Below are 24,381 nucleotides of genomic sequence, written 5' to 3' on the forward strand. Positions count from 1 at the left end.
ACGGAGGTGTCAGGAGTGCTCGACGACGGTGTCGGCGAGTACGGGGGCGTCGTCGCGCTCCACGGCGGTGACCGTCACCTGGACGCTGCCCTCGGCCGCCCACATCCGGACGCGCAGGGTCTCGCCGGGGAAGACGATCCCGGCGAAGCGCGTGCGGTACGAGCGGACCCGGGTGACGTCTCCGTCGAGCAGGGTGTCGACGACGGCCTTGAGGGTCATGCCGTACGAGCAGAGGCCGTGCAGGATCGGCCGGTCGAAGCCGGCGAGCTTGGCGAAGTCGGGGTCGGCGTGGAGCGGGTTCCAGTCGCCTGAGAGCCGGTAGAGCAGGGCCTGTTCCTCGCGGATGGGCCGTTCGACGGTGGCGTCGGGCTGCCGGTCCGGGAGCGCGAGGCGCTCGGAGGGTCCGCGGTCGCCGCCCCAGCCGCCCTCGCCGCGGACGAAGATCTGGGCGTCGCTGGTCCAGAGCGGGCCGTCGGCGTCGGAGGCCTCGGAGCGCAGGACGAGGACGGCGGCCTTGCCCTTGTCGTAGACGGCGGCGACGCGGGAGGTGGAGACGGCCCGGCCGCTGACGGGGACGGGCCGGTGGAGCGTGACCGACTGGCCGCCGTGCAGGACGGCGGCGAGGTCGATGTCGATGCCGGGGGCGGAGAGCCCGCCGACGACGCCCATGCCCGCGCCCGCGACGGTGGCGAAGCTGGGGAGGACGTGGAGCCTGGACTCCAGGGTGTAGCGGAGCTCGTCGGGGTCCGTGGCAGGCACGCCCGCACCCAGTCCCAGGTGGTAGAGCTGGACGTCCTTGTGGTCCCAGGAGATCTCGGCGCTGCGGGGTTCGGCGGCGACGGCCGTGGCGGGGTCGATCGGCATCGGGCTGCTGCTCCTCGTGGGCGAGGTGGCGGGGAAAGACCTCGATGCGACCGTCCGCACCGTCGGTCGCACCGAGGCCGTGCGGGACCGTCCCGGAACGCGGCCGTTCTAGAACGCGTTCTAGGTCGGTGGATCTCATGTATAGCCGAGCCGAAAGGAGTTGGGAACCCTCCGGGCACGGCTTGCCTGACGGTACGTCAGAAAGGGTGAGCCGGCGCCACCCGGGACATTTGTCACGGCCAGGTCCGTACATTCACGCCTGCCGCGCCGGGCCCCCGGATTCGTAGCGTCGTCCCCATGGACAACGAACCCGCGGTCGCCTTCGAGGCCGCCACCAAGGCGTACGGAACCGTCCGCGCCCTCGACGACCTCCACCTCACCGTCCCGCCCGGCGAGACCGTGGCCCTGCTCGGCCGGAACGGCGCCGGCAAGTCCACGGCCATCGGCCTCCTCCTCGGCCTCGACTCACCCGACAGCGGCCGGGTCCGGCTCCTCGGCGACACCCCGGACCGCGCCGTCGCGGCGGGCCGGGTGGGCGCGATGCTCCAGGAGGGGCGCCCCACCCCCCGGGTCACCGTCCGCGAGCTCGTCTCCTTCGTCGCCCGGACGTACCCGTCGCCGATGCCGGTCACGGAGGCCCTGGCGCTCGCCGGGCTGACCGAGCTGGCCGACCGCCGGGTCGAGCGCCTCTCGGGCGGCCAGGCGCAGCGGGTCCGCTTCGCCGTCGCCCTCGTCGGGAACCCGGAGCTGATCGTCCTGGACGAGCCGACCACCGCCCTCGACGTCGAGGCCCGCCAGGAGTTCTGGGACGCCATGCGCGGCTACGCGCGCCGGGGCAACACCGTCCTGTTCTCCACCCACTACCTGGAGGAGGCCGACGCGCACGCAGACCGGATCGTCGTCCTCGACTCCGGCCGGCTCCTCGCCGACGGCACGGGCGAGGAGCTCAAGCGGGCGGCCGGCGGCAGCCTCGTCGCCTTCGACCTGGCGGGCGGCCCTACGGAATGGCTCGGGACGCTGCCCGGGGTCGCCTCCGTCGAGATCCGCGGCGACCGCGCCCGGCTCCGTACCGACGACTCCGACGCCACGGTCCGCGCCCTGGCCGCACGGGACGCGATCCGGTCCCTGGAGGTCGCCCCGGTCTCCCTGAACGACGCCTTCCTCACCCTGGTCCACCGGACCCACGAGCGACTGGAGCTCGCCAAGTGATCACCGCCTACGTACGTCTCGAAGCCCGGCGCACCCTGCGCGAGACCGGATTCGTCATCTCCACCGTCGCCGTCCCGGTGATGATGTACCTCCTCTTCACCAACCTCGGAGGCTCGGACGGGACCGACTGGAAGGCCGCGGCCATGGTCGGCATGGCGGGGTACGGAGCGCTCGGCGCCGCCCTCTCCGTCGGCAACGCGATCTCCGAGGACAGGACGACCGGCTGGCTGCGCCAGCTGCGCATCACCCCCATGACGCCCCGCCAGGTGGTGACCGGCCGCGCCCTGACCGGCGCCGTGGTCGTCCTCCCCTCCATCGTCGCGGTCCTCCTGGCGGGCGCGCTCGTCAACGGCGTCCGGATGGCGGCCTGGCAGTGGGTGGCGGTCGCCGTCACGCTCTGGCTGGGCTCCCTCCCCTTCACCCTCCTCGGCATCGGCAACGGCTACCGCCTCTCCGCCCAGACGACCGGAGTCGTCAACGTGGCCTGCAACCTCGGCCTCGCGGTGGTCGGCGGCCTCTGGTTCCCGACCGTCCTCTTCCCGTCCTGGCTCCGCACGATCTCCGAGTACACCCCGACGAACCGCTTCGCGGAGCTGGGCGTCGCGGTGACGGAGGGCACGGCGCCGGGGGCGGCGGCCCTGGCGGTCGTGGCGGTGTGGGCGGCACTCTTCGGCGTGTACGCGGCGGTCTCGTACCGTCGCTCGGCGAGGACGGTGTGAGGAGGGGAACGAGGGAAACGGCGTGAGGGACACGACGGCACAAGGGAGACGACGGCATGAGGAAGAGGGCGACATGAGGAAGACGACGGCATGAAGAAGAGGGTGGCGGCATGAGGAAGACCACGGCATGAAGAAGAGGGTGGCGGCATGAGGACCTGGCGGCGGTGGAGAAGGGTGGCCCGGGCCCACTCGGACCGGGGCCCGACCGGCCTCAGCCTCCTCCCCTGGCTCCTGATGGGGATGGGCGCGCTCTCCCACCTCCTCGGCGGCGAGGCCCCGAACCCCTGGATCGGCGGCCTCGGCCTCCTCACCTTCAACACCCTCTACATCGCGATCATCTTCCGCGCGTTCGTCCCGGAGCTCCGCGAGTCCCGCCTGACGTGGACCCTCCTCGGCGCGCTGGCGGCGCTCACCTTCGCCCTGGCCATCGGCTACGGACGGGAGTGGCTGCTCTTCTTCCCGCTCCTGGGCCTGGCGGTGGGGGCGGTGGTGCGCCGGGGCAGGAAGCTGCCCCTGGTCACGGTCCCGCTGGTCCTGGGGGCCGGGGTGGTGACGTTCTGGCGGGACGACTGGGACTCGATCAGCGTGGTGTACGGGACGTTCATCTCGGTCATGGTGACGGCGGCGATCCTCGCCCTGGACGAGACGGTCCGGCAGCTGCGGGCGACCCGGGAGGAGCTGGCCCGGTCGGCGGTGGAGAAGGAACGGCTCCGCTTCTCCCGGGACCTGCACGACCTCCTCGGCCACACCCTCTCGGTGGTCGTGGTGAAGTCGGAGGCGGTACGCCGCTTGGCGCCGCACGACCTCGACGGCGCCCTGTCCCAGCTCGCGGACATCGAGTCGGTGGGCCGCCAGGCGCTCACCGAGATCAGGGAGGCGGTCACGGGCTACCGCGAGGGCAGCCTCGCCACGGAGCTGGACCGGGCGCGCGACGCGCTCTCCTCCGCCGGCATCGAGCCGGTGGTACGCCGCTCGGGCCCGCTCCTGGAGCCGCAGACGGAGGCGCTGCTCGGCTGGGTCGTCCGGGAGTCGGTGACGAACGCGGTCCGGCACAGCGGCGCGACCCGCTGCGAGATTGCCCTCGACGGCACGGCCGACCGGGCCCGCCTCACCGTCACGGACGACGGCCGGGGCCCGACCGAAGGCCCCCCGGGAACCGGCCTCCAGGGCCTGCGCGAGCGCGTCGCGGCGGCGGGCGGCACCCTGGACTCGGGCCCGGCGCCCCGGGGCGGCTTCCGGGTCACGGCGGAACTCCCCACGGAGACCGGGGTCTCGGCGGACACTCCGCCCCGGCAGGACTGCTGACGCGTGTGATCGAATCGCAGACGACCCGCCTCACCGACGGCATCCCCGACGCATGGCAGGTGGTGATCGCCGAAGCCGATCACCACCTGCCGCTACGGGCTCCCGGCCCCCTTCTCGACCGCAGTTGGGCAGGCCCCAACGAGTGGTCCCGCCTACGCTGTTTGCTGTGACCGAGATGCCGCAGGACCACCGCCCGACAAAGTCCGTCCGCGTCCTCCTCGCCGAGGACCAGGGCATGATGCGCGGGGCGCTGGCCCTGCTGCTCGGGATGGAGCGTGACATCGAGGTCGTGGCGCAGGTGGGGCGGGGTGACGAGATCGTGGATGCCGCGTTGCTCGCGCGGCCCGATGTGGCGCTTCTCGACATCGAGCTGCCGGGGCGCAGCGGGCTCGACGCCGCCGCCGATCTGCGGGACGAGGTGCCGGACTGTCGGGTGCTGATCCTGACGACGTTCGGTCGGCCGGGGTATCTGCGGCGGGCGATGGAGGCCGGTGCGGTGGGGTTCCTGGTGAAGGACGGGCCCGTGGAGGAGTTGGCCGAGGCGGTGCGGAAGGCGCTGCGGGGCGAGACGGTGATCGACCCGGCGCTCGCGGCCGCCGCGCTCGGCGCGGGGCCGAATCCGCTGACGGCCCGCGAGCGGGAGGCGCTGGCCGCCTCGGTGGACGGCGCGACGATCGCGGACATCGCGGCGCGGCTCCATCTGTCCGAGTCCACCGTCCGGAACTACCTCTCCTCGGCGATCGGGAAGACGTCCACCCGCAACCGCATGGAGGCGGTGCGGGCGGCACGTCGGCAGGGGTGGTTGTAGAGGGCCGGGGGTCCTAGAGGCCTTCGGTGAGCGACGCCGTCCGCTGCGCCTCGAAGTTCCGGACGTACGCGTCGAAGACCGTCGCGTCCTCGTACTTGAGGAGCGTCTCGTCGTTGTACCGGAGCGCCGTCACCGTGTAGGTGTGGCTGCCGGTGAAGACGATCTTCTTGTTGACGCCGCCGTAGTACGTGCCCTCGACGAGCAGGTACTTGGTGTGGGAGTCGGAGCCGCCGCGCTTGTCGTTGTCGAGCTGGTGCAGGGTGATGCGGCCCTTCCCGGTGACGGGCCTGGTCAGCCAGTTGGCGACCTCCGACATGGCCTTGCCGGTCGTGTCGCTCCAGTTGTCGAGGGACCGGTAGACGATCTCGATCTGGCAGCCCGCGTTGGCGAGTTCCCACAGCTTCTTGGCCACGTCGGTGCGGGTGATGTGGCCCTGGGCGATGCGGATCTTCGTACGGCCGTCGGTCGTGCCGAAGCCCGGGGAGTTGCCGCCGCAGGAGTCAGGGGTGCCGACCGGCGCGACCGTCCCGAGGATGTTGACGACCGTGTCCGAGCCGGAGCGCGGGAAGAAGTAGACCTTGGCCTTGCCGGCCTGCGTGTCGTGGGCGTAGTCCGCGACCTGCGGCGTCTGCCCGATCGCGGCGGCGGCCTGGTCGGTGAAGTACCGGGTGTACGCGTCGAACAGGGCCGGGTTGTCGGCGACCGTCAGCGCGTCGTTCCACCAGTCGTCGAGGTCCTGCGAGGTGAGGTTCCCGGAGGACTGCACCACGACGTTGTCGGCGTAGGTGTCGCCCTTGCCCTTGGTGCGGGAGAACAGGAAGAACTTGTTGTGGTTGACGTTGTCGTACGTGCCGTTCGGGTCCGTCTCCGTGGTGCCGGGGTCCAGGGCCAGGCAGGCTTCCTCCGTCTTGCAGCTACGCACCCAGGAGTCGGGGCTGCCCGCCGGGTCCGCGAGCCGGGTCTTCAGGGTGTCGAGCCCCGCGGACTTGCTGTCGTCGTCGACGACGACCTGGACGGTGACGCCCCGCTTGTGGGCGTCGCCCAGCTTGTTCGCCAGGTACCCCGACTGGAACAGGTAGAGGGAGATCCGGATGGACGACCCCGCCTCGGCGCCGTCGACGAGGTCGGCGAGGTGGAAGAGGATCCGTCCCCGGGCGGCGGCGTCCGTGCTGTTCGGCTCGTTGAACAGGGCGCCGGTGGTCACCGCGAGGACCGGCTCGGCCGACGCCGACGGCGCGACCGTCAGGGCGGCGCCGACGGCGAGGGCCGTCACGAACGTTCTGAACTTGCTCTTGATCGATATCACGAGGACATGGTGGCCTGTCGCGCTCCGGCGGCCGACTTCGGGAGCCACAGGAGCATCAGGACCGAAGCCGCCACGAGGACCGCGGCCGAGACGCGGAAGGCCATCGCGTAGCCGGGGACCAGGTAGGCCTGGGAAGAGGCCAGTTCCGCGACTCGTTCGAAGGGGACGGGGGTGGGAGCGGTCGCCGTCGCCGCGGCGACCGTGGAGAGGACGGAGAGCCCGAGGGCGCCGCCCATCGTGCGGGAGGTGTTGACGAGGCCGGAGACGAGGCCCGCGTCGCCCGGTCCGGCATGCGAGGTGGCGAGCGTGGCCAGCGGGGTGGTGGCCAGGCCGAGGCCCACCATCATCAGGACGCCGGGGCCGAGGATCGTCCCGAGGAAGGTGCCGTCGGCGGTCAGCGTCGACTGCCAGGCGAAGCCCGCGGCCCCGAGGAGCGCGCCGGCCACGGCGACGTTCCGGGCGCCGAAGGCCGGCATGAGGCGCGGGGCCAGCTTGGAGCCCAGGATGACGCTGAGGGAGCTGGGGACGAGGGCGAGGCCCGCCTGGAGCGGGGTGTAGCCGAGGACGTTCTGCGCGTACACCGTCATGAAGAACCACATGCCGAAGGAGCTCGAACCGCACAGCAGGATCGCCACGTTGGCCGCGGACACGGCCCGGTTGCGGAAGATCTTCAGCGGCATCAGCGGGGCCGCCGTGCGCGCCTCGACGGCGACGAAGACGGCGAGGAGGGCGAGGCCGCCGAGGAGCGTCAGGAGGGTGGCCGGGTCGCTCCAGCCCGCCTCCTCGGTCTGGACGATGCCGTACGCGAGGGTGGCGAGGCCGCCGGTGACGAGGACGGCGCCCGGCAGGTCGAGGCGGCGGCCGCTGCTCGTGGGGCCCTCGCGGAGCCAGAGCAGCGCGGCGGCGAGGACGAGGATGCCGATGGGGACGTTGATGAGGAGGACCCAGCGCCAGGAGAGCAGGTCGACGAGGAGGCCGCCGACGAAGCCGCCCGCGGCGCCGCCGGCCGCGCCGACCGCCGTCCAGGTGCCGATGGCCCGGGTGCGGGCGGGTCCGGCCGCGACGGCGCCGGTGACGAGGGTCAGCGTGGCGGGCGAGAGGAGGGCGGCGCCGAGGCCCTGCACGGCGCGCGCGCCGATCAGGTACTGGCCCTCGGGCGCGAGACCGCCGACGACGGACGCGGCGGTGAAGAGCCCGAGCCCGAGCAGGAACATCGCCTTCCGCCCGTAGAGGTCGGCGGCCCGGCCGCCGAGCAGCATGAAGCCGGCGAAGGCGATCGAGTACGCGCTGAGGACCCATTGCAGCCCGAACGCGGAGAGTCCGAGGTCGGTCCGCATCGACGGCAGGGCGACGTTCACGACGGAGACGTCGAGGACGACGAGGAACTGTCCGGCGCAGGCGGTCAGGACGACCAGCCACGGGCGGGGCGTGCGTATCGGGGAGGTGGGGGAGGGGGTGTCCGTGGCGGAGTCGGTCTGCGGCATGAATGTCATGGTCGCAGACCGCCTCAGCCCCGTACATGGGTATTCCGCCCTACGGCCTGCGCAGCGCCCCGTGCCGCCGGGGCACTACGACCTCCGCAAGCGCCCCCGCCTCCGGGGCCTACGCCCTACGCCTTCCGCAGCAGTGTCACCACCGCAGCCCCGCCCAGCCCGATGTTGTGCGCGAGCCCGACCCGCGCCCCCACGACCTGCCTCGGTCCCGCCTCGCCCCGCAGTTGCCACACCAGCTCCGCCGCCTGCGCGAGGCCCGTCGCGCCGAGCGGGTGGCCCTTGGAGATCAGGCCGCCGGACGGGTTCACGACCCAGCGCCCGCCGTACGTGGTGGCGCCGGACTCGACGAGTTTGCCGGAGGCGCCCTCCTCGCACATGCCGAGCGCCTCGTACGTGAGCAGTTCGTTGATCGAGAAGCAGTCGTGGAGCTCGATGACGTCGACGTCCTCGATGCCGAGCCCGGAGCGCTCGTACACCCGGCGCGCGGCGGCCCGGGACATGGGGCGGCCGACGGCGTCGATGCAGGAGCCCGAGGCGAAGGACTCGTCGGTGTCGGTGGTCATCGCCTGGGCGGCGATCTCCACCGCCCGCCCGCGCAGCCCGTGTTCCTCGACGAACCGCTCGGAGACGACGACGGCCGCCGCCGCGCCGTCGGAGGTGGGCGAGCACTGGAGCTTGGTGAGCGGCCGGTGGACGGTCCTGGCGGCGAGGATCTCGTCGACGGTGTAGACGTCCTGGAACTGCGCGTTCGGGTTGTTGGCGGAGTGCTGGTGGTTCTTGGCGCCGACGGCCGCGAGCTGCACCTCGGTCGTCCCGTACCGGTCCATGTGCTCCCGCGCCGCGTTGCCGAAGATCTGCGCGGTGGGCGGGGACATCTCGAAGCCGTGGGCGGCGGCCATGATCCCGTAATGCCGGGCGACGGGCGAGGTCTTGAAGTCCTCGGCGCCCGCCGAGCCGCCCCCGCCGAGCGAGCCCCGGGCCATCTTCTCGAAGCCGAGCGCGAGGACGCAGTCGGCGATGCCGCCCTCGACGAACTGGCGGGCGGTCATGAGGGCGGTGGAGCCGGTCGCACAGTTGTTGTTGAGGTTGTAGACGGGGATGCCGGAGAGGCCCAGTTCGTACACGGCCCGCTGTCCGGCGGTGGACGGCTGGAAGCAGTAGCCGACGGCGGCCTGTTCCACGCTCGCGTAGGGGACGCCCGCGTCGGCGAGGGCGGCCGTGCCGGCCTCCTTCGCCATGTCCCAGTACTGCCAGTCCCGGCTCTCCGGCTTCTCGAACTTCGTCATCCCGACGCCGACGACGTATGCCTTGCCCATGAGCTGTTCCCCCTCAGTCCCTCGGTAGGCCGAGCAGGCGCTCGGCGACGACATTGAGCTGTACTTGGGTGGTGCCGCCCGCGATGGTGAGGCAGCGGGACATGAGCATTCCGTGCAGCGCCCGTTCGCCGGGGCCCTCGCGCAACGCGCCCTCGGGGCCCAGGAGTTCGAGGGTGAGTTCGGCGACCTTCTGCTGGTGGAGGGTCTGGACGAGCTTGCGGACGCTGGCGCCCGCGCCCGGTTCGAGGCCGGAGACCTGGAGCAGGGTGGTGCGCAGGCCGATGCAGGCGAGGGCGTGCGCCTCGGCGAGGAGCGCCCCGATCCGGGCGCGGACGGAGCTGTCGGCCTGCGCGGCCTGCTCGATGAGGGCTTCGAGGCCGGTGTCGAAGGCGACCTGGTCGGCCATGTGGACGCGTTCGTTGCCGAGGGTGTTGCGGGCGACCCGCCAGCCGTCGTTCACCTCGCCGACGACGGCGTCGGCGGGGAGGATCGCGTCGTCGAACCACACCTCGTTGAAGAGGGAGTCCCCGGTGATCTCCTTGAGCGGCCGGATGTCGATGCCGGGGGTGTTCCGCATGTCGACGAGGAAGTAGGTCAGCCCCTTGTGCTTGGGGGCGGTGGGGTCGGTGCGGGCGAGCAGGATGCCGTGGTGGGCCCACTGGGCGGCGCTCGTCCACACCTTCTGTCCGGTGATCCGCCAGCCGCCGTCCTCGGTGCGCTCGGCGCGGGTGCGGAGGGAGGCGAGGTCGGAGCCGGCGCCGGGTTCGGAGAAGAGCTGGCACCAGAGGCGCTCGCCGCGCAGGGTCGGCCCGAGGTGGGTCTCCTGCTGCTCGGGGGTGCCGTGGGCGAGGAGGGAGGGCACGACCCAGGCGCCGATCCCGAGCCCGGGGAGTGCGATCCCGGCCTCGTCCAACTCCCTCTGCACGGACAACTGTTGGAGCGGGTCGGCGCCGAGTCCGTACGGCTCCGGGAGGTGCGGGGCCGCGTAGCCGGTGGGTGCGAGGGCGCGCCGGGCGGCGGCCGGGTCGAGCCCGACGGCGGGGGCGAGGGCCTCGCGGGCCTCTCTTCTGTACGCGTCGGCCTCGGGCGGCAGGTCGAGGCGGAGGCCGCGCCGGACGCCGTCGGCGGCGTACCGCAGGGCGGCGAGCCGGTGCAGGTCGCCGGAGCCGAGGAGCTGGCGGGCGACGACGGCGCGGCGGAGCAGCAGGTGGGCGTCGTGCTCCCAGGTGAAGCCGATGCCGCCGAGGATCTGGATGCAGTCCTTGGCGCAGGTGTAGGCGGCGTCGAGGGCGGTGGCCGCGGCGAGCGCGGTCGTGAGGGAGCGGACTCCCTCATCGGCGTCCTGGCCGGCGCGTGCGGCGTCCCAGGTGAGGGCGCGGGCCTGTTCGAGCCGGACGAGCATGTCGGCACAGAGGTGTTTGACGCCCTGGAACTGTCCGATGGGCCGCCCGAACTGCTCGCGGGTACGGGCGTGTTCGGCGGCGGTCTCGACGGCGCGGGCGGCGGTTCCGCAGGCGTCGGCGGCGAGGAGGACGGCGGCGAGGTCCCGTACGAGACCGGTTCCGGAGCCGGTCTCGACACCGACACCAATACCGGCACTGGCGCCGGCACCGACTCCATGGGAATCGGTACCGAAGTCGAGTTCGCGGGCGGCGGGGACGTGGGCGGCCCGGGCGGTGATCTCACCGGTGGGCCGGGTCGGGTCGGCGCTCTCGTGGGCGCGGACGGCGAGCCCTTCGGTGTCCACGGCGAGCCAGACGGAGCCGTCGGCGGTGGCGGCCCGGAGGAGGACGAGGTCGGCCTGCGCCCCGCCGAGGACCGGGGGCGCGGCGCCGTCGAGGAGCCAGCCGCTCGCGGTACGGACGGCGGCGAGGCTCCCCGTGCCGCCGAGGGCGACGGCGGCGATGCGCTCGCCGCGCGCGATCGAGGCGGCCAACTCCCCCTGTCCGGCGCGGTGGAGGACCTCGGCGGCGAGCACCGAGGGGAGGTACGGCCCCGGCAGCAGCGCCCGGGCGGCCTCCTCCACGACGACGGCGAGGTCCACGAGGTCGCCGCCCCCGCCGTCGTACTCCTCGGGGAGGTGGAGCCCGAGGAGCCCCTGCTCGGCGGCGGCGTCCCAGTACGCGGGCCGTCCGGCGGCGGCGTCGGGGACGTCCAGGTGCTTGCGGACCTCTTCGGGCGGTACGGCGCGGGCGAGCCAGCCCCGGACGGATCGGCCGAGCTCCCGCTGTTCGTGCGTGATGGCGATGCCCATGCGCCGCAGACTAGAACACGTTCCATTCTGACGGAAGGTCAGATGCCGGTCGGATCCGGCCCCCTGGGGCCGTTAGGGTCGCGCCATGAGCAAGAAGATCCCCGTGACCGAACTGCCGGAGGCCGAGTACGGGCGTGTCTGGGACCGCTTCTACGAGCAGTTCGCCTTCCGACCGAGCGTGCACCCGACGCGTTGGCCGGCCATCAAGGAGCCGGCGGCGTCGGCCACTTGGAGCCTCGCCGCGCTGGACGACGACCCCGACTACGAGGGCCTGGACCGTCTCGTCCAGGTGGTCCGGGAGGCGCTCGCCCTCTGCGTCGGCCCGCGCGGCACGCTGCTCGCGCTCGACTGGCAGCACACGTCGTACCGGTTCTCGCCGCAGGACGTCGGCGGCCCCGGACAACCACGCTGGCCGCTGAGCCCGTTCCCCGACGGGGACTACTACATCTACCTCACCGAGGACTTCCTCCTCGGCACCTTCGGCCACCCCTGGGAGAGCTCCCTCTGCCTCTTCGGCGAGGAGCTCCTCGCCGTGGCGTCCGCGGAGATCGACAAGGTCCTCGGCCCGCCGATCCGCAGGTCGGGCGGATCGTGCTGATGATCTGACGGTCGGGAAGAGAAAAAAGGCGCGCGGTTTCGGACAACCCTGGAGGGCTTTCGCCGGTCGGAAGGGTGAGAACGAAACAGACGCAAGGGGAACCCGATCATGTTCGAACGACGCAGGCCCGGACTGAAGGCGGCGCTCGTCGCCACCGCCGTCGCGGTGGCGACCGCCAACGGCGCTGCCTCCGCCGCCGCCGCGCCGGCCGCCGACCCGGCGGTGGCGCCCGCCTTCCACCTGTACGGCGTCCACAAGCAGACCCACGAGCTGTGGGAGTGGTACCACCGAGGACCGCTCCTCTACACCGACGGGCCCGACATCTCCGGGCCCGACGCGGGCGATCACTCGGATCTCGCCGACCTCATCCCCGCCGACAACGAGAACAACGGCGGGCCCAACGACGGCGAGTGGATCCTCTACAAGAACGGCCGGCTGGAGTTCGACACCTTCCTCGACGGCCAGTTGGGGTCGGCGAAGACCGTCGGCCGGGGCTGGGACATCTACCGCACGGTCCTCTCGCCCGGCACTCTGGGCGGAGCCAAGGAGGCCGACCTGATCGGCCTCGACAGGGCCGGCGTGCTGTGGAGCTACCTGGGTTACCCGGACGGCCGCCTCACCACCCGCGCGCGGGTCGGCGGCGGCTGGGGCCAGTACACCGAGCTGGCCGGCCAGGGCGATCTGACCGGTGACGGCAAGCCCGACATCACCGCTCGCGACAACGCCGGCGTCCTCTGGCTCTACAAGGGCACGGGCGACTACAAGGCGCCGTTCGCGGGCCGTACGAAGATCGGCGGCGGGTGGAACGTCTACGACCGGCTGCTGTCCATCGGCGACAGCGACGCCGACGGCAAGGTGGACCTGCTGGCCCGGAAGAAGACGGGCGAGCTGCTCCGGTACTCGGGCACGGGTAACGCGGCGCGGCCGTTCACGGCGCCGGTGCAGATCGAGGACAACCGCATGAAGGAGTACAACCTCCTCTAAGAACTCCTAACGGAATGAAGGCTGGACAATGTGGTGGCGGCGGAGGGGCTGAGTCTCGCACCATGGCCGTGACGGTTGACGAGTGCGGCATCGCAGAGGTTGTGTAGTGGATCTGATCCATCTCTCAGACGGCATCAACAGCTTCCGGGTTCGAGTGCTGGGCCGTCGCATGCCGGGGGTACTTCCGCTGCACGACCTTCTTGATGCAGAGGTCCTCATCGAGAGTGGTTTCGGGAACGGGCGCCTGGAGCTAACCCTGCTTCCTGACGACTTGGACGGATGGGCCCAGGGCCTGGACATGCTTGCTGCTGGTCAGGACATCTGCTGGATCGACGACAACCGCAGCCCTGAGATCCGTGTCCTGGCGCTTGATGAAGAGCAGGAGACGCCAGCCGTGAGGATTGAAGACATCTCTGGCTCTGGTGCGTCCATGTTCCTGCCGATCTGCCTTGAGGAGGGATGGATCGACGACCAGCGCAGGCTGCTGCAGCAGGTACGGCGAGAGTGGCCGCGCGAGGTCCAGAAGACTTCATCCATGGCCTACGAGTGGCGCCGCTGAACGGCAGCAAGTCGACGCCAGCAGATCAGCGCACATCCGAGGGTGAGGAAGGCTTCGTGGATGTCGTCGCGGATCTCCCAGCGGATCCGCAGGCGGCGGAACCAATGCAGGTGGGCGAACGCGCGCTCGACAACCCAGCGTTGGGTGCCCAGGCCGGAGCCGTGCTCCGTGCCGCGGCGGGCGATGAGCGGTTTCACACCGAGATCCCAGACCAGGCGGCGGTACTTGTCGTGGTCGTAACCGCGGTCGGCCAGCACGACGTCCGGGCGGCGCCGAGGCCGACCGCGCTTGCCCCGCACCGGCGGCACGGCTTGCAGGAGCGGGATCAGCTGGGTGACGTCGTTGCGGTTGCCGCCGGTCAAGGTGGCGGCGAGCGGGATGCCGGTGGCATCGGTGATCAGGTGGTGCTTGCTGCCCGTCCTGCCCCGGTCGACAGGACTTCGTCCCGTCTTCGATCCCCCTTTAACGCCCGGATGTGAGAGCCGTCCACAGCCGCCCGGGAGAAGTCCAGGGCGTTCGCGCCGCGGAGCTTGGCCAGGAGGACCTCGTGCAATCGGGGCCACACGCCGGCCTCCGTCCACTCGGCCAGTCGGCGCCAGCAGGTCATGCCCGAGCCGAAGCCGAGTTCCTGCGGCAGGTGTTCCCAGCCGATCCCGGTGTTCAGGACGAACAGGATGCCCTGGAACACCAGCCGGTCCGGATGCCGCTTGCGTCCCGGATGCCGGGCTCGGCGCTCGACCTTCGGCAGCAGTGGCTCGATCACCGCCCACAGCTCGTCGTCGACATCCCACGGCTTCCGCCGAGCCACCCCGCACCCCCAGATCAACGGCCCCGGAGTGATCCAACCACCTCGAAGATCATTTCGTTAGGAGTTCTAAGGCCCAGGAGGCCCAGGAGGCCTGGCGGGCCGGGGCCCGAAGCCCCGGACCCGACCCGGTCCGGACGACTAGCCGATCTTGATGAGCTCGACGTCGAAGATCAGCGTCGCCTTCGGCGGGATGGCGCCCGGGACGCCCCGGTCGCCGTAGCCGAAGTCGGAGGTGATGGTCAGCGTGGCACGCTCGCCCAGGGACATCTCGGGGACGCCCTCGTCCCAGCCCTGGATGAGCTGGCCGATGCCGATCTGGCAGACGAACGGCTCGTTCCGGTCACGGGACGAGTCGAACTTCTGCCCGTTCTCCAGCGTGCCGGTGTAGTGCATCGTCACGGTGTCCCCGGGCTTGGGAAAGTTCTTCCCGTCTCCGGCCTTGATGACCTCACGCGTGACACCCATGGGGTTCCTCTTCTCGATAGGGAGCGGTGATACGTACCCATCGACGATACGTCGCCCGGGCCGGTCACCTGCGACGATCTACTTCTCCCAGGCCGCCGCGCCGCGCAGGAGGTGGTGGTCGGATTGCCCCGACGTGCAGGGCAGGGCGTCTCCCTGCACGGTCTTGAACCACTCGTAGCTCAGGAAGACGTAGTCGATCTTGCCGGTCTCGGTGGTGTGGTCCGAGCAGGCCGGGCTGGCCGTCTCCTCACCGCTGCGGCAGCGGGCCGCTTCCTGGGGGCAGTCGGTGCCCTGGAACTCCGCCTTGTCGTTCTCGTCGACCTCCTGGAACCGGCCGGCGGAACCCGTCCCGTGGTTGTAGAGCGCGTTCATGTCGGCGTGCTCGGGCACCTGGTTGAAGTCCCCCGCGAGCACCACGGCCTCGCCGTCCTGCCGGGCCGCCTCGGCGAGCTCCGCGACCTTCGGGATCTGGAGGGCCGTGGTCGCGTCGTGGAAGTCGATGTGGGTGTTGCAGGCCCGGGCCACCCGGCCGTCCAGCTTCGTCTGGGCGCACAGGAGGATGCGGTCCTCCGTCGGGGCGGTCGGCACCTCGGGGAGGAACGTGACGGTCCGCGTCCCCGCGACGACGGAGCCCTGCCCCTTCGAGAAGATCGCGAGCCCGAAACGACGGTCGGCCGCGTCCCATTGGCCGCATCCGGAGGCGGACGACAGCGACGCGCCCCACACGGTGTCGTAGCTGTCCTCGCCGGCACGCTGCGGCGCGAGCGCGTCGCGGATCAGCTTCCACTGCCCGTAGCAGAGCTCCTGGAGCATGACCAGGTCGGAGTCCCAGGTGTCGACCTCCGCGACCAGCCCGGACACCCACGCGGCCCTGGCCGCGGCCACCTCCGCCTCCGTGCCCGCCCCCACATCGAGGGGACAGCTCGCCCCGCACACGTTGTACGAGATGAAGCGCACCGGCTTCGCGGTCTCCGGGGTGACCTCGTCCGCCTGGGCGGGACCCGTCCCGGCAGTGAGGAGCAGGCCTATCGAGAAGAGCGCGGCGAGCAGCGCTCTGAACGACGCGCGCATGGGCACGTCCTTTCATGATCGGTTACGGACGGCGCATCCTCGCACGGCCGTCCGCGCCCGGGCCCGTTGTCAGTGGGGCCTGTCACGATCCCCTCAGTAGGCGAGCAGAACGCGAACAGAGGAACGAACACATCATGGGAACCTGGGACATCGGCCCGTTCGACAACGACATGGCCGCCGACTTCTCGTACCGCGTGGACGAGGCCCCGGCGGAGAAGCGGGCGGAGGTGCTGCGCGCGGCCTTCCGCGAGGTGACCGCGATCGGCGACGACGACTTCCTGGACTCGGACGTCGCGGTGGAGGCGATCGCCTCGGCCGCGCTGGTCGCCGCGCAGTGCCCGGGCGGGGACCCGGTCACCACCTCGTACGGCCCGAAGCAGCCCCTCCCCGAACTCCCGGCGGAGCTCCGCCCGCTGGCCGTCGCCGCCCTCGACCGCGTACTCGGCCCCGACTCGGAGCTCCTGGAGCTGTGGGAGGAGTCGGACGGCGAGGAGTGGAAGGCGGGCATTCGGAAGCTGCGGGCGGTCCTCGCGCAGATATGACGGGAAGCCCCGCCGGGGTTCTCCCGGCGGGGCTTCGGTTTCATCGAGCCGTCCAGCGGATCAGGGGCGGCGACCCCGCACGTACACCGCGGTTCCGTGCGTGTGGGGATCCGGTTCCTCGACCTGGAATCCGGCCGAGGCGAGGATCCCGGTCAGGGCGTCCCGCATGAACGCGTGAACGTTCCGGTGGTGGCGCACGACGGAAGGCGGATCGTCGTAGTCGATCCCCTTCGCAAAGAGTTCGAGGGCGGGGATCCGCAACTCCGCGTCCGTCTCCCAGTCCACGTACACCCCGCCGTCGGCGACGGGATCCACGTGGACCTCCGCGCCGGGTCCGGCCTGTGGTCCGTCGTCGAGGTCGCCCCTGCGAGCGGGGAGGCCGGCGCGGGCCAGCTCGCGGCAGACCCTGTCGGCCAGGTCGTTCCACTCGGCGATGACTTCGGGTGCCGCCCGGGGAGGCAGGTCGAACTCGGGGTCACTCATGCGCTTCTCGTTCCTCGGCGTGGCCGCCGTCCGTCGCGGAGCGCGCGAGGCGTCCTCCACCGGCCCGCTTCACGTATTCGGCGAGGAGGCCCTTCGCCTCGCGCGCGAACGAAGGGTGGTACGGGACGGACCAGGTGACGGGCGTGCCCTGCTTGAGGGCGCCCGTCAGGGCCGAGGCGCAATCCGGACAGGGCTGGCGTTCAGTGTACAGAGCGGTGATCTGGGTGGTCTCGAATCCCTTGCTCTTCAGCTTCTCCAGGAGCATCACCTCCGAGTGTCCGCTGAAGCTGCTGTTGGCGATGACGAAGTCACCGGTCTTGGGGTCGTTCCATCCCGGCACCTTCGCGACGGCGACGTTGTGGTCGGCCCCGAAGTACCCGGACTCCGTCCTGAACTCGTACGCCAGCCGACCCATTTCGTCGCTGTTGTAGGCGATCAGGCCCACCGGGCAGCCGTCGACGGGGTTGGCGGCGGCCGCCCGTGCGGCGAGCGGCACCCGGCCCCTGGTGCAGGTCTTGACGACTCCGTCGAGCCCCTTGATCCCGATGCTGTAGATGACTTCGTCGCTCAGGCCGACGGCGCGCAGGGCCTTGTAGGCGTCGGCGAAGGCGATGCCCGTCCTCGCGGCGGCGTCCACCGCCAGGACGGCGTCCGCGATGGGCCTGAGGATCTTGCCCGCGAAGAGGGTGACGACGTCCACGGCAGCCCAGGCGCAACCGCCCCAGCTTCCGTTCTCACCGCCGGGCGCGATCTTCTGGGCGCACCTGATCCAGCTGCCGAAGAGGATGTCGATCGGGTCGATGTTCGCCTGGTACTCGGCGATCGTGATGGTGTGCGTGAGCTCTTGGGAGAGTTCCTTGGTCGGGTACTCGCCCAGGTACTTGGTCGCGTCGGCCGGGCACGTGGCCTTCGAGGGGTTCAGCTCCGGCGCGGAACACAGGTACAGGTCGAGGTACGCCTTGTACGTGATCTTCGCCGTGATCGTGCAGTTGCCCGTGTAGAAGAGCTTGTCGATCCAGCCGTCGCAGCCCTCCGTCTTGCGGATCGTCTTCGGTTCACCGATGTTCTCGATGCGGTCGACGACGTAGAACATGTTGCCGATGGAGCCGCCGAGTTCGTCGACGACGGTTCCGGTGCCGATCTGCTGCGCCTTCGCGGCCTTCTCGGCCCTGTCGGCCGCTTCCTGGGCCTCCTTGGCGTATGCGGCGGCGTCCTTGGCGGCCTGTTCCGCTTCGGTGGCGGCGGTGGCGGCGCGGTCGGCGGCGGCGCGGGCGTCCTTGGCCGACTGCTCGGCCGCGGCGGCTGCCTCGCGGGCGGCCGTGGCGTCGAGGGCGGCCTGGTCCGCGGAGTCGCGGGCCTGCTTGGCGTAGCCTTCGGCGCGACCGGCGGCCTTGTCGGCGGCGGCGGCGTCCTCGGCGGCCTTGCGGTCGTACTCGACGGTGCGGGCCAGGGACTGCGCGGCCTTCGCGGCGGCCGTGGCGGCATCGGCCGCGTAGCCGAGGGCCTCCTTGGAGTAGCCGCGGGCGGTCGCCGCGTGTCCGGCGGCGTTGGCGGCGTACTGGTAGGCGATCTTCGCGTCGCCGGCCGCCTGGTCGGCGATGCTCTTGGCGGCCACGGCCTCCGACTGCGCGTTCTTCGCGTGGGCGTCGGCGACGGCCTTCTGCTGGTCGGCGATCGTCTTGGACGCCTGCCCGGTCAGCACGACCAGGCCGGCGGCCGAGTCGGTGGCGGCGTAGGGCGAGCCGAGCTGGATCGCGTCGTTGGCGGGCTTGGCGACCTGTACGGCGGCCTTGCCCGCGTCCACGGCGGCCTGAGCGGTGACGTACGCGAAGCCCGCCGCCTTCACGGAGGCGGCGAGGGCCTTGGCGGCCTCCTTGCTCGCCGCGTCCGCTTCGGCCTTGGCGGTCTTGGCGAGCCGCTCGGCCTCCTCCGCGAGCCTGACGGCGGTCTTGGCCTCTTCGGCGGCGTGCGCGGAGGCCGCGATGGCATCGGCGGCGGCACTGGTCGCGGTCCGCACCGCGGCGTCGGCCTTCAGCTTGGCGGCCTGGGCGGCGTCCGCGTTCGCGCGGGACCGCTTGGCGGCCGCCTCGGCGCGGGTGGCAGCGGCGTCGGCCGCGGCTGCCGCCTCGGTCGCGGCGTCCGCCGCGGTACGGGCCCGGCCCGCGGCGGCCTCGGCGTCGTTCGCGTGCCGGTTCGCCGCGTCTGCGGCGACACGGGCGGCGTCGGCGGCCGTGCCGGCGTCCAGGGACCGTGCGTAGGCGTCCTTGGCATCGGCCTTGGCGCGGGCGGCCTCGGCCTTCTGCTCGGCGTCCCAGGCGTCGTCCCGCTTGGCCTTGGCGTCGTCGCGCGCCTTGACCGCGTCGTTCTTCCGCGCGACGGCTGTGGCCTCGGCGGCTTCGGCGTTCTCCTTGGCCTGCTGGGCGTTGGCCGCTTCGGTCTGCGCGGTCTGCTTGTGCCGGGCCGCCTCGCCCTGCTTGGCGGCGGCGGTGTCCTTCTCCGCCTTCGCCTTGGCCTCCTCGGCCTCGGCCGCGAGGCGCTTGGCGTGCGCATCGGAGGCGGCCGCCTTGGCGTCGCCCTCGGCCTTCAGGGCCAAGGCGAGCTTGGCCTCCGCCGTCTCCTTGTCCTTCTTGGCGTTGTCGCGGTGCAGCTTGGCTCCGTCGGCGGCGGCCTTCGCCTGCAACTCGGCGATGTGCGCGGCTTCCTTGCGGAACTCGGCGTTGACCTGCGCGGTCTGCGCGAGGGCGCGCTGCGTGATGGTCGCGCTGTCGGCGGCGGCGGCCCGGGTGGCGGCCTCGGCGGTCTCACCGGCCTTGACCATGGCTGTCAGCGCGGCGACGGCACCCTTGGTGACCTGCGCCTTCTGCTGGCCGACCAGGAGACCACGGCCCCGCGGGGCGCCGGCGGCGTCCGCGATCCCGTAGGCCGCCTGCACGGCCGCGTCGGAGGAGACGACCGACTTCTTGGCGTTCTCCAGCTGGGCCTTGACCGTGGCCAGGTGGGTCTTCGCGGCCGCCTGGGCGTCGGCGAGGCCCTTCTTCGCCGTGTCGAACTGCGCCTTCTCCGGGTAGGGGGTGCTGCCGGCGCCCTTCTTCCCGTTCGGCTTGATCAGGAACTTCTGCGCGCTGGTGCCCTTGCAGTCGTACAGCCGCGCGTCCGTGCTCTTGGTGAACGTGCTGAGGTCCAGGCACTTGCCCGTGGTCACGCTCTTCAGGGTCGAGGGGGCGCGGACGTCGGCCTTCCACGACTGGCCCTTGGTGCTGTAGCAGTCCGTGATCTGGATCTTCGTACCGTTGGCCGACGCGTTCCCGGCCACGTCCAGACACTTGAACGAGCCGGTGTTACGGAGGTGGAGGTCCTCCTCGCCGCCCTCCAGCGACCATTCCTGCGAGGCGCCGCCGTTGCAGGTGTAGATCTGGACCGGCGTGCCGTTGGTCTTGCCGCCGCCCTGGACGTCCAGGCAGTTGCCCGGCGCGCCCGGCACCTCGATCACCGTGTAGCCGTTGCCGATCCAGCCGACGCCGCCGGGGGTCCAGTGGTCCTGCCAGCGGGTGTAGTAGTCGGCGAGCCACGACTGGCCGAGGAGCATGCTGAGGGCGTACGTGCCGTCCTGCAGCGCCTTCCCCGCGTCCTTGCCCGCGGTGAGGATCTGCTGCCGCTGCGCGGCCTGGCCGGCGATCTCCTGCTGCCACTCGGCCGCGGCCTGCGCCACCTGCTTCCCGAGGACCTTGTTCGGGTCGATCGGGTCGTGCCAGCCACAGGCTCCGAAGCGGGCCTTCAGGTCCTCGACCGCGATCCGGAACTCCGCGCTGTCCGGCTCGGGGGCCGTACGGGGAAAGCCACCGGACGCGAGGAAGATGCGGGCGTCATCTCCGAACACCCGGGGCACGAAGAGCTGGTTGGGCTCGACCTTCCCGGAGTTCTTCTTCCACAGCGCCCACGCCTCCTGCTCCTTCGCCGTCCCGCCGCTCGTGTAGAGCGGGTCACCGATCGCGAGCGCGGCGGCCTTCGTCTTGTCGTCGGCCGTGGGCGAGGAGTCGTAGAAGGGGTTGAACAGGTTGAGCGGGTCCGAGTAGCCCTGGTACAGCCACGGGAGCAGCCCGGTCCGGTCGAAGATCTCGCCCGGGTCCTTCGGCGCGTTGGGGTACGAGTCGAGGCCGGCGGCGCTCTTCCACGCGTACCCCTGGTTCCGGACCTTCTCCAGCCACTGGTCCGTGAGGGCCCGGTCCGCGTTCCAGGCCGCGTGCAACGGGGTCTTGTCGTTGTACATGTCCCGTACGAGCTTCGTGTGAAGCTGATCGGGCGGCAGCGTGAGGGCATTCTGCGCGAGGGCGTGCAGATTGGGCCCGCCCATGCGCAGGGCCTCGGTGCCCATGCACTGGTCCTCGCGCAACTGCTGCGCGGCCTTGGCGTCGTAGCCGTCGTACGAGTCGGCCACCGCGGCGACGGGCGCGGCGTCCGGCCCGGCCAGGTCGGGCCGGACGCCCACGCCGCCGAGGACGGCCAGGGCGGCGACGGACGTGACGGCGGTGGTGAGAGTGGTGGACGTACGTGATCGAGAGGTGAACAACCCCGGTTTGAACCGCAAGGAGGACATCCTTCACAGCGAACGAGGGCAGGCAGGGGGTAGCCCCGGGCGGCGTTCACAGTGAGCGGGCATCGCGATGCGGCGATGCCGTTCTTCCCCCGTGGCGGTGGTGTCCCCCCGACCGCCGATGACGTAGGCGCGTCACGACGGGATGGTCAGTCCCTGACGCGCACGACGCTACTTAACCCCGAGTAAACATCGCTCGGCAAGAGTTGACCGCGAAGTCCGTTACGCGGAACGGCGATCCGCCGTCCGGAGAGCTCGCCGCGCGACGCGGCGCCGCAGCGCGAGGACGACGCTCGTGACGGTCGCGCCGACGGCGGTGACCGCGAGGACGAGCAGCGCGGGGTTCAGCCACCACGGGACGATCTCCTCGCCCGCGCACACCAGACTGACGGGGAGCGCGCTGCTGGAGTCGGGGACGCCCATGTACCCCGCGTTGAACCAGCACGCGTCCTCCGGGAAGAGGAACGGCAGGTACGAGAGCCCGTACAGGTGCAGCGCCCCGCCCGCGAGGTAGGCGAGCCCGGCGATCCAGGCGGCCTTCTTGGCCGGTGTACGGCGGAGCCGGGGCGGATCGGGCTGGGGCAGTTCGTTGCCCCGGCGAGCCCGGACCAGCCCGACGTACGTGATCCCCGCCCAGGCCGGCAGGCCGATGGCGAGGATCATCGTCCCTATGAGGGTCGTCATGCTCAGCGACCGATGCGCCCCTCGGCGGCGGCCGTCACGAAGACCGCGAAGGCGGCGGGGGTGGCGCGGAAGGCGGGGCCTTCGGGGTTCTTGGAGTCACGGACGGCGATGTGGGCGGTGAGGTCGGCGACCTCGACGCACTCGCCGCCGTTGTCACCGCTGTACGAGGACTTGCGCCAGGCGGCAGCGCCGAGCGGGGCGCATTCGACGCACTGCCCGCCGTTGTCGGCGCTGTACGAGGACTTACGCCAGCGCGCTCCCGCCAGGTTCCTGTTGGTCTCCATAGTGTTCCTCCATGACGCGGGTGATCAGCGCGGACGAGTCCTCCACCGAGAGAGCGGCCGCTCGGAGGCGATCGTAACGGAGCGACCCCTCCCTGAACGCGGCCGAATCCACGGTCATATGTCCCTGGACGAAGTCCTCGGTGTAGACGAGGTCGGGGTCGCTCTCGAAGCGAAGGAGGGTGAAGGAACCGTGCGATCCCGCATGCGCCCCGACCTCGAACGGAAGCATCTGGATCTTCACCCATTCGCGCTCCTGCATCCCCAACAGGTGGGCCAGTTGCTCCCACATCACCCCACGTCCGCCGATCTCCTGGCGCAGTGCCGCCTCGCTCATGACGACCCAGAGCAGCGGCGGGTGTTCACGGTCCAGGATTCGCTGGCGCTCGATGCGCGCGGCGACCAGAGCGTCGAGCTCGCTCTCGAACCTGGCGCCCATGAGAGCCCGGGCATATCCCTCCGTCTGAAGCAGACCGTCGACCAGCTGCGCCTGGAAGGAGCAGAGGTACGTCGCCTTCGCCTCCATGTCCGCGTACGGCCTGAACCACGTCGGCAGTTGGCTCTTCAGCACCAGCCCCACCAGGCGTGTGAAGAACCCACCGGTCATCAGAGCGGCGTCCAGCCGCTCCGAGAACTCCCTGGTCGGGACCTTTCTCGCCGTCTCGACCTGGCCGACGAGCGAGCCGGTGCAGAAGAGGATGTCGCCCAGCTGCGATTGACTAAGGCCGGCCCCTTCTCTCAGGCGGCGGAGTTCCGATCCGTAGTAGTCCAGCGGCGAGGCGCTGGGATCCAGGCTGCGGATGTTGACCACGACGAGGTCACCCCCAAGCTCACGCGGTGAGGCGTTGCGTTCAGTCCGTAGCCGAGCGTAACGAAGGCCGCCCAATCTGGAGGCATGAATCAGGCAACAGACCTCTATCCTGCGGCACTTGCGACGAGCTACCGCATGGGGTTCACCGTCGGTGAGCACTCGGCCGGTCACATGCGCCGCATCCTGCGCATCTACCTCACCCGTTGGGAGCTCGACCGCCTCGCCGACCCGGCGGCCCTCGCGCTCACCGAGCTCGTCGCCAACGTCGTGCGGCACGTGCCGGGGCGGCGGTGCTCCGTCCTGATGCTGCGGGAGCCGTACGGGGTGCGGGTGGAGGTCGCGGACGCCGTCCCCGGGACGGTGATCGCGAAATGCGCCGACCCGCTCGACGAGAGCGGGCGGGGGCTCGCGCTGGTGGAGGCGGTGACGGACCGGTGGGGGGTCGACGAGCGGGCCGACGGGAAGACGGTGTGGTTCGAGTGCGACGCGTAGGGCACGATGGGCGGCCGTAGCCGCGTACTCGCCAGTAGGAGACCACCATGTCCGTGCCCGCGCCCGAGATCCTTGCCGCCTTCGAGGCCGCGAAGGGCTTCATGCCCGTCGGGGAGGGCCTCGCGCTGTACGAGGCGGCCACGGACGCCGCCAAGCTCGGGCTGCCGCTCCTTGAGGTCGGGACGTACTGCGGGCGGTCCACGATCCTGCTCGCGGACGTGGCCCGGCAGGCGGGGACGGTCGCGGTGACCGTGGACCACCACCGGGGCAGCGAGGAGCAGCAGCCGGGCTGGGAGTACCACGACCCGACCGTCGTCGACCCGGAGGTGGGGCTCATGGACACCCTGCCCACCTTCCGCCGGACCCTGCACAAGGCGGGCCTGGAGGAGTACGTCGTGGCGGTCGTGGGCCGGTCGCCGCTGGTCGCGAAGGCGTGGGGCGGGCAGCTCGGCCTCGTGTTCATCGACGGCGGGCACACCGACGAGCACGCCACGAACGACTACGAGGGCTGGGCCCCCAAGGTCGCCCCCGGGGGCCTGCTCGTCATCCACGACGTCTTCCCGAACCCGGAGGACGGCGGCCAGGCTCCGTACCGGATCTACCTGCGCGCGCTGGAGTCGGGCGACTTCGAGGAGATCTCGGTCACCGACTCGCTGCGGGTCCTGCGCCGCCTGTAACGCTCCGAGACACTCCGAGACGCTCCGACGGCCGCCCCCTCGCAAGGTGACGGCCGTCGGG

At 71.4% G+C, this 24,381-nt stretch carries 23 protein-coding genes; 10 read left to right on the top strand and 13 right to left on the bottom strand.

Annotated elements, in window-relative coordinates; genetic code table 11:
* Positions 1–9: 9 nt before the first annotated feature.
* On the bottom strand, positions 10–864 hold the full coding sequence (locus tag ASC82_RS00345) for a MaoC/PaaZ C-terminal domain-containing protein (protein WP_056639729.1): 855 nt from the start codon (positions 862–864) through the stop codon (positions 10–12).
* A 297-nt stretch (positions 865–1,161) separates the two neighbouring features.
* Here ASC82_RS00345 and ASC82_RS00350 point away from each other — a divergent pair, with 297 nt between their 5' ends.
* The 4 genes from ASC82_RS00350 (at position 1,162) to ASC82_RS00365 (ending at position 4,905) form a co-directional block, all read left to right on the top strand.
* A complete protein-coding gene (locus ASC82_RS00350) occupies positions 1,162–2,073 on the top strand; it encodes an ABC transporter ATP-binding protein (RefSeq protein ID WP_056639732.1) in 912 nt (303 codons plus the stop codon).
* A complete protein-coding gene (locus ASC82_RS00355; RefSeq protein ID WP_056641338.1) occupies positions 2,073–2,792 on the top strand; it encodes an ABC transporter permease in 720 nt (239 codons plus the stop codon). The genes ASC82_RS00350 and ASC82_RS00355 overlap by 1 nt, the downstream gene beginning before the upstream one ends.
* Positions 2,793–2,939: 147 nt before the next feature.
* Entirely contained in the window at positions 2,940–4,097 is a 1,158-nt protein-coding gene (locus ASC82_RS00360) for a sensor histidine kinase (protein WP_056639735.1), read from the top strand.
* Positions 4,098–4,272: 175 nt separating this feature from the next.
* A complete protein-coding gene (locus tag ASC82_RS00365) occupies positions 4,273–4,905 on the top strand; it encodes a response regulator transcription factor (RefSeq protein ID WP_056641341.1) in 633 nt (210 codons plus the stop codon).
* Positions 4,906–4,918: 13 nt separating this feature from the next.
* Here the strand turns inward: ASC82_RS00365 and ASC82_RS00370 are convergent, their stop codons facing one another.
* From ASC82_RS00370 to ASC82_RS00385, 4 genes are all read right to left on the bottom strand, one after another.
* Positions 4,919–6,211 carry a phospholipase D-like domain-containing protein gene (locus ASC82_RS00370; RefSeq protein ID WP_056639738.1) on the bottom strand — a complete coding sequence of 431 codons (1,293 nt, stop codon included), beginning with the start codon at positions 6,209–6,211 and terminating at the stop codon, positions 4,919–4,921.
* Positions 6,208–7,695 carry an MFS transporter gene (locus ASC82_RS00375; protein ID WP_107105784.1) on the bottom strand — a complete coding sequence of 496 codons (1,488 nt, stop codon included), beginning with the start codon at positions 7,693–7,695 and terminating at the stop codon, positions 6,208–6,210. Before ASC82_RS00375 ends, ASC82_RS00370 begins: the two co-directional genes overlap by 4 nt.
* A 125-nt stretch (positions 7,696–7,820) precedes the next feature.
* The gene (locus tag ASC82_RS00380; protein WP_056639745.1) at positions 7,821–9,020 is read right to left on the bottom strand and encodes a lipid-transfer protein; all 1,200 of its coding nucleotides are present in this window, start codon (positions 9,018–9,020) and stop codon (positions 7,821–7,823) included.
* Positions 9,021–9,033: 13 nt separating this feature from the next.
* Positions 9,034–11,274, bottom strand: coding sequence for an acyl-CoA dehydrogenase (locus tag ASC82_RS00385; protein WP_056639748.1), 2,241 nt, complete (start codon positions 11,272–11,274; stop codon positions 9,034–9,036).
* 85 nt (positions 11,275–11,359) lie between these two features.
* Between ASC82_RS00385 and ASC82_RS00390 the strand changes: the two genes are divergently transcribed.
* From ASC82_RS00390 to ASC82_RS00400, 3 genes are all read left to right on the top strand, one after another.
* Positions 11,360–11,872, top strand: coding sequence for a DUF2716 domain-containing protein (locus tag ASC82_RS00390; RefSeq protein WP_199862443.1), 513 nt, complete (start codon positions 11,360–11,362; stop codon positions 11,870–11,872).
* A 108-nt stretch (positions 11,873–11,980) separates the two neighbouring features.
* A complete protein-coding gene (locus ASC82_RS00395) occupies positions 11,981–12,856 on the top strand; it encodes a VCBS repeat-containing protein (protein WP_056639751.1) in 876 nt (291 codons plus the stop codon).
* A 106-nt stretch (positions 12,857–12,962) separates the two neighbouring features.
* Positions 12,963–13,415, top strand: coding sequence for a DUF5959 family protein (locus ASC82_RS00400; protein WP_056639753.1), 453 nt, complete (start codon positions 12,963–12,965; stop codon positions 13,413–13,415).
* On the opposite strand, the gene ASC82_RS29110 is transcribed toward ASC82_RS00400, so the two are convergent.
* The 3 genes from ASC82_RS29110 to ASC82_RS00420 form a co-directional block, all read right to left on the bottom strand.
* Positions 13,397–14,223, bottom strand: a protein-coding gene (locus tag ASC82_RS29110; RefSeq protein ID WP_242427499.1) for an IS5 family transposase whose coding sequence is annotated in 2 segments (ribosomal slippage) — positions 13,397–13,894 and positions 13,897–14,223 — 825 coding nt in all. Because the reading frame shifts where the segments join, the coding sequence is not laid out codon by codon here. The genes ASC82_RS00400 and ASC82_RS29110 overlap by 19 nt on opposite strands.
* A gap of 138 nt (positions 14,224–14,361) precedes the next feature.
* Positions 14,362–14,688 (bottom strand): FKBP-type peptidyl-prolyl cis-trans isomerase, encoded by a 327-nt coding sequence (locus ASC82_RS00415; RefSeq protein ID WP_056639757.1) that lies wholly within the window; start codon positions 14,686–14,688, stop codon positions 14,362–14,364.
* A 78-nt stretch (positions 14,689–14,766) separates the two neighbouring features.
* Positions 14,767–15,759 (bottom strand): endonuclease/exonuclease/phosphatase family protein, encoded by a 993-nt coding sequence (locus ASC82_RS00420; RefSeq protein ID WP_056639759.1) that lies wholly within the window; start codon positions 15,757–15,759, stop codon positions 14,767–14,769.
* 134 nt (positions 15,760–15,893) lie between these two features.
* Here ASC82_RS00420 and ASC82_RS00425 point away from each other — a divergent pair, with 134 nt between their 5' ends.
* Positions 15,894–16,301, top strand: coding sequence for a DUF4259 domain-containing protein (locus tag ASC82_RS00425; protein ID WP_056639763.1), 408 nt, complete (start codon positions 15,894–15,896; stop codon positions 16,299–16,301).
* A gap of 60 nt (positions 16,302–16,361) precedes the next feature.
* Here the strand turns inward: ASC82_RS00425 and ASC82_RS00430 are convergent, their stop codons facing one another.
* From ASC82_RS00430 to ASC82_RS00450, 5 genes are all read right to left on the bottom strand, one after another.
* Positions 16,362–16,784 carry a hypothetical protein gene (locus ASC82_RS00430; protein WP_056639766.1) on the bottom strand — a complete coding sequence of 141 codons (423 nt, stop codon included), beginning with the start codon at positions 16,782–16,784 and terminating at the stop codon, positions 16,362–16,364.
* The gene (locus tag ASC82_RS00435; RefSeq protein WP_347336060.1) at positions 16,777–21,369 is read right to left on the bottom strand and encodes a ricin-type beta-trefoil lectin domain protein; all 4,593 of its coding nucleotides are present in this window, start codon (positions 21,367–21,369) and stop codon (positions 16,777–16,779) included. Before ASC82_RS00435 ends, ASC82_RS00430 begins: the two co-directional genes overlap by 8 nt.
* 228 nt (positions 21,370–21,597) lie before the next feature.
* Positions 21,598–22,059, bottom strand: a complete 462-nt coding sequence (locus ASC82_RS00440) for a hypothetical protein (protein ID WP_056639772.1) — start codon at positions 22,057–22,059, stop codon at positions 21,598–21,600.
* 2 nt (positions 22,060–22,061) lie between these two features.
* Complete coding sequence (locus ASC82_RS00445) at positions 22,062–22,343, bottom strand: DUF397 domain-containing protein (protein ID WP_056639775.1); 282 nt, start codon at positions 22,341–22,343, stop codon at positions 22,062–22,064.
* Positions 22,303–23,151, bottom strand: coding sequence for a helix-turn-helix transcriptional regulator (locus ASC82_RS00450; protein WP_056639777.1), 849 nt, complete (start codon positions 23,149–23,151; stop codon positions 22,303–22,305). Before ASC82_RS00450 ends, ASC82_RS00445 begins: the two co-directional genes overlap by 41 nt.
* Positions 23,152–23,286: 135 nt before the next feature.
* Here ASC82_RS00450 and ASC82_RS00455 point away from each other — a divergent pair, with 135 nt between their 5' ends.
* Positions 23,287–23,643, top strand: a complete 357-nt coding sequence (locus ASC82_RS00455) for an ATP-binding protein (RefSeq protein WP_079038957.1) — start codon at positions 23,287–23,289, stop codon at positions 23,641–23,643.
* A gap of 47 nt (positions 23,644–23,690) precedes the next feature.
* Positions 23,691–24,320: a class I SAM-dependent methyltransferase gene (locus ASC82_RS00460; RefSeq protein WP_056639783.1), complete on the top strand. Its 630-nt coding sequence runs from the start codon at positions 23,691–23,693 to the stop codon at positions 24,318–24,320.
* The last annotated feature ends 61 nt before the right edge of the window (positions 24,321–24,381 follow it).

It is taken from the genome of Streptomyces sp. Root431 (assembly GCF_001426585.1).
GTDB classification, from domain to species: domain Bacteria; phylum Actinomycetota; class Actinomycetes; order Streptomycetales; family Streptomycetaceae; genus Streptomyces; species Streptomyces stackebrandtii.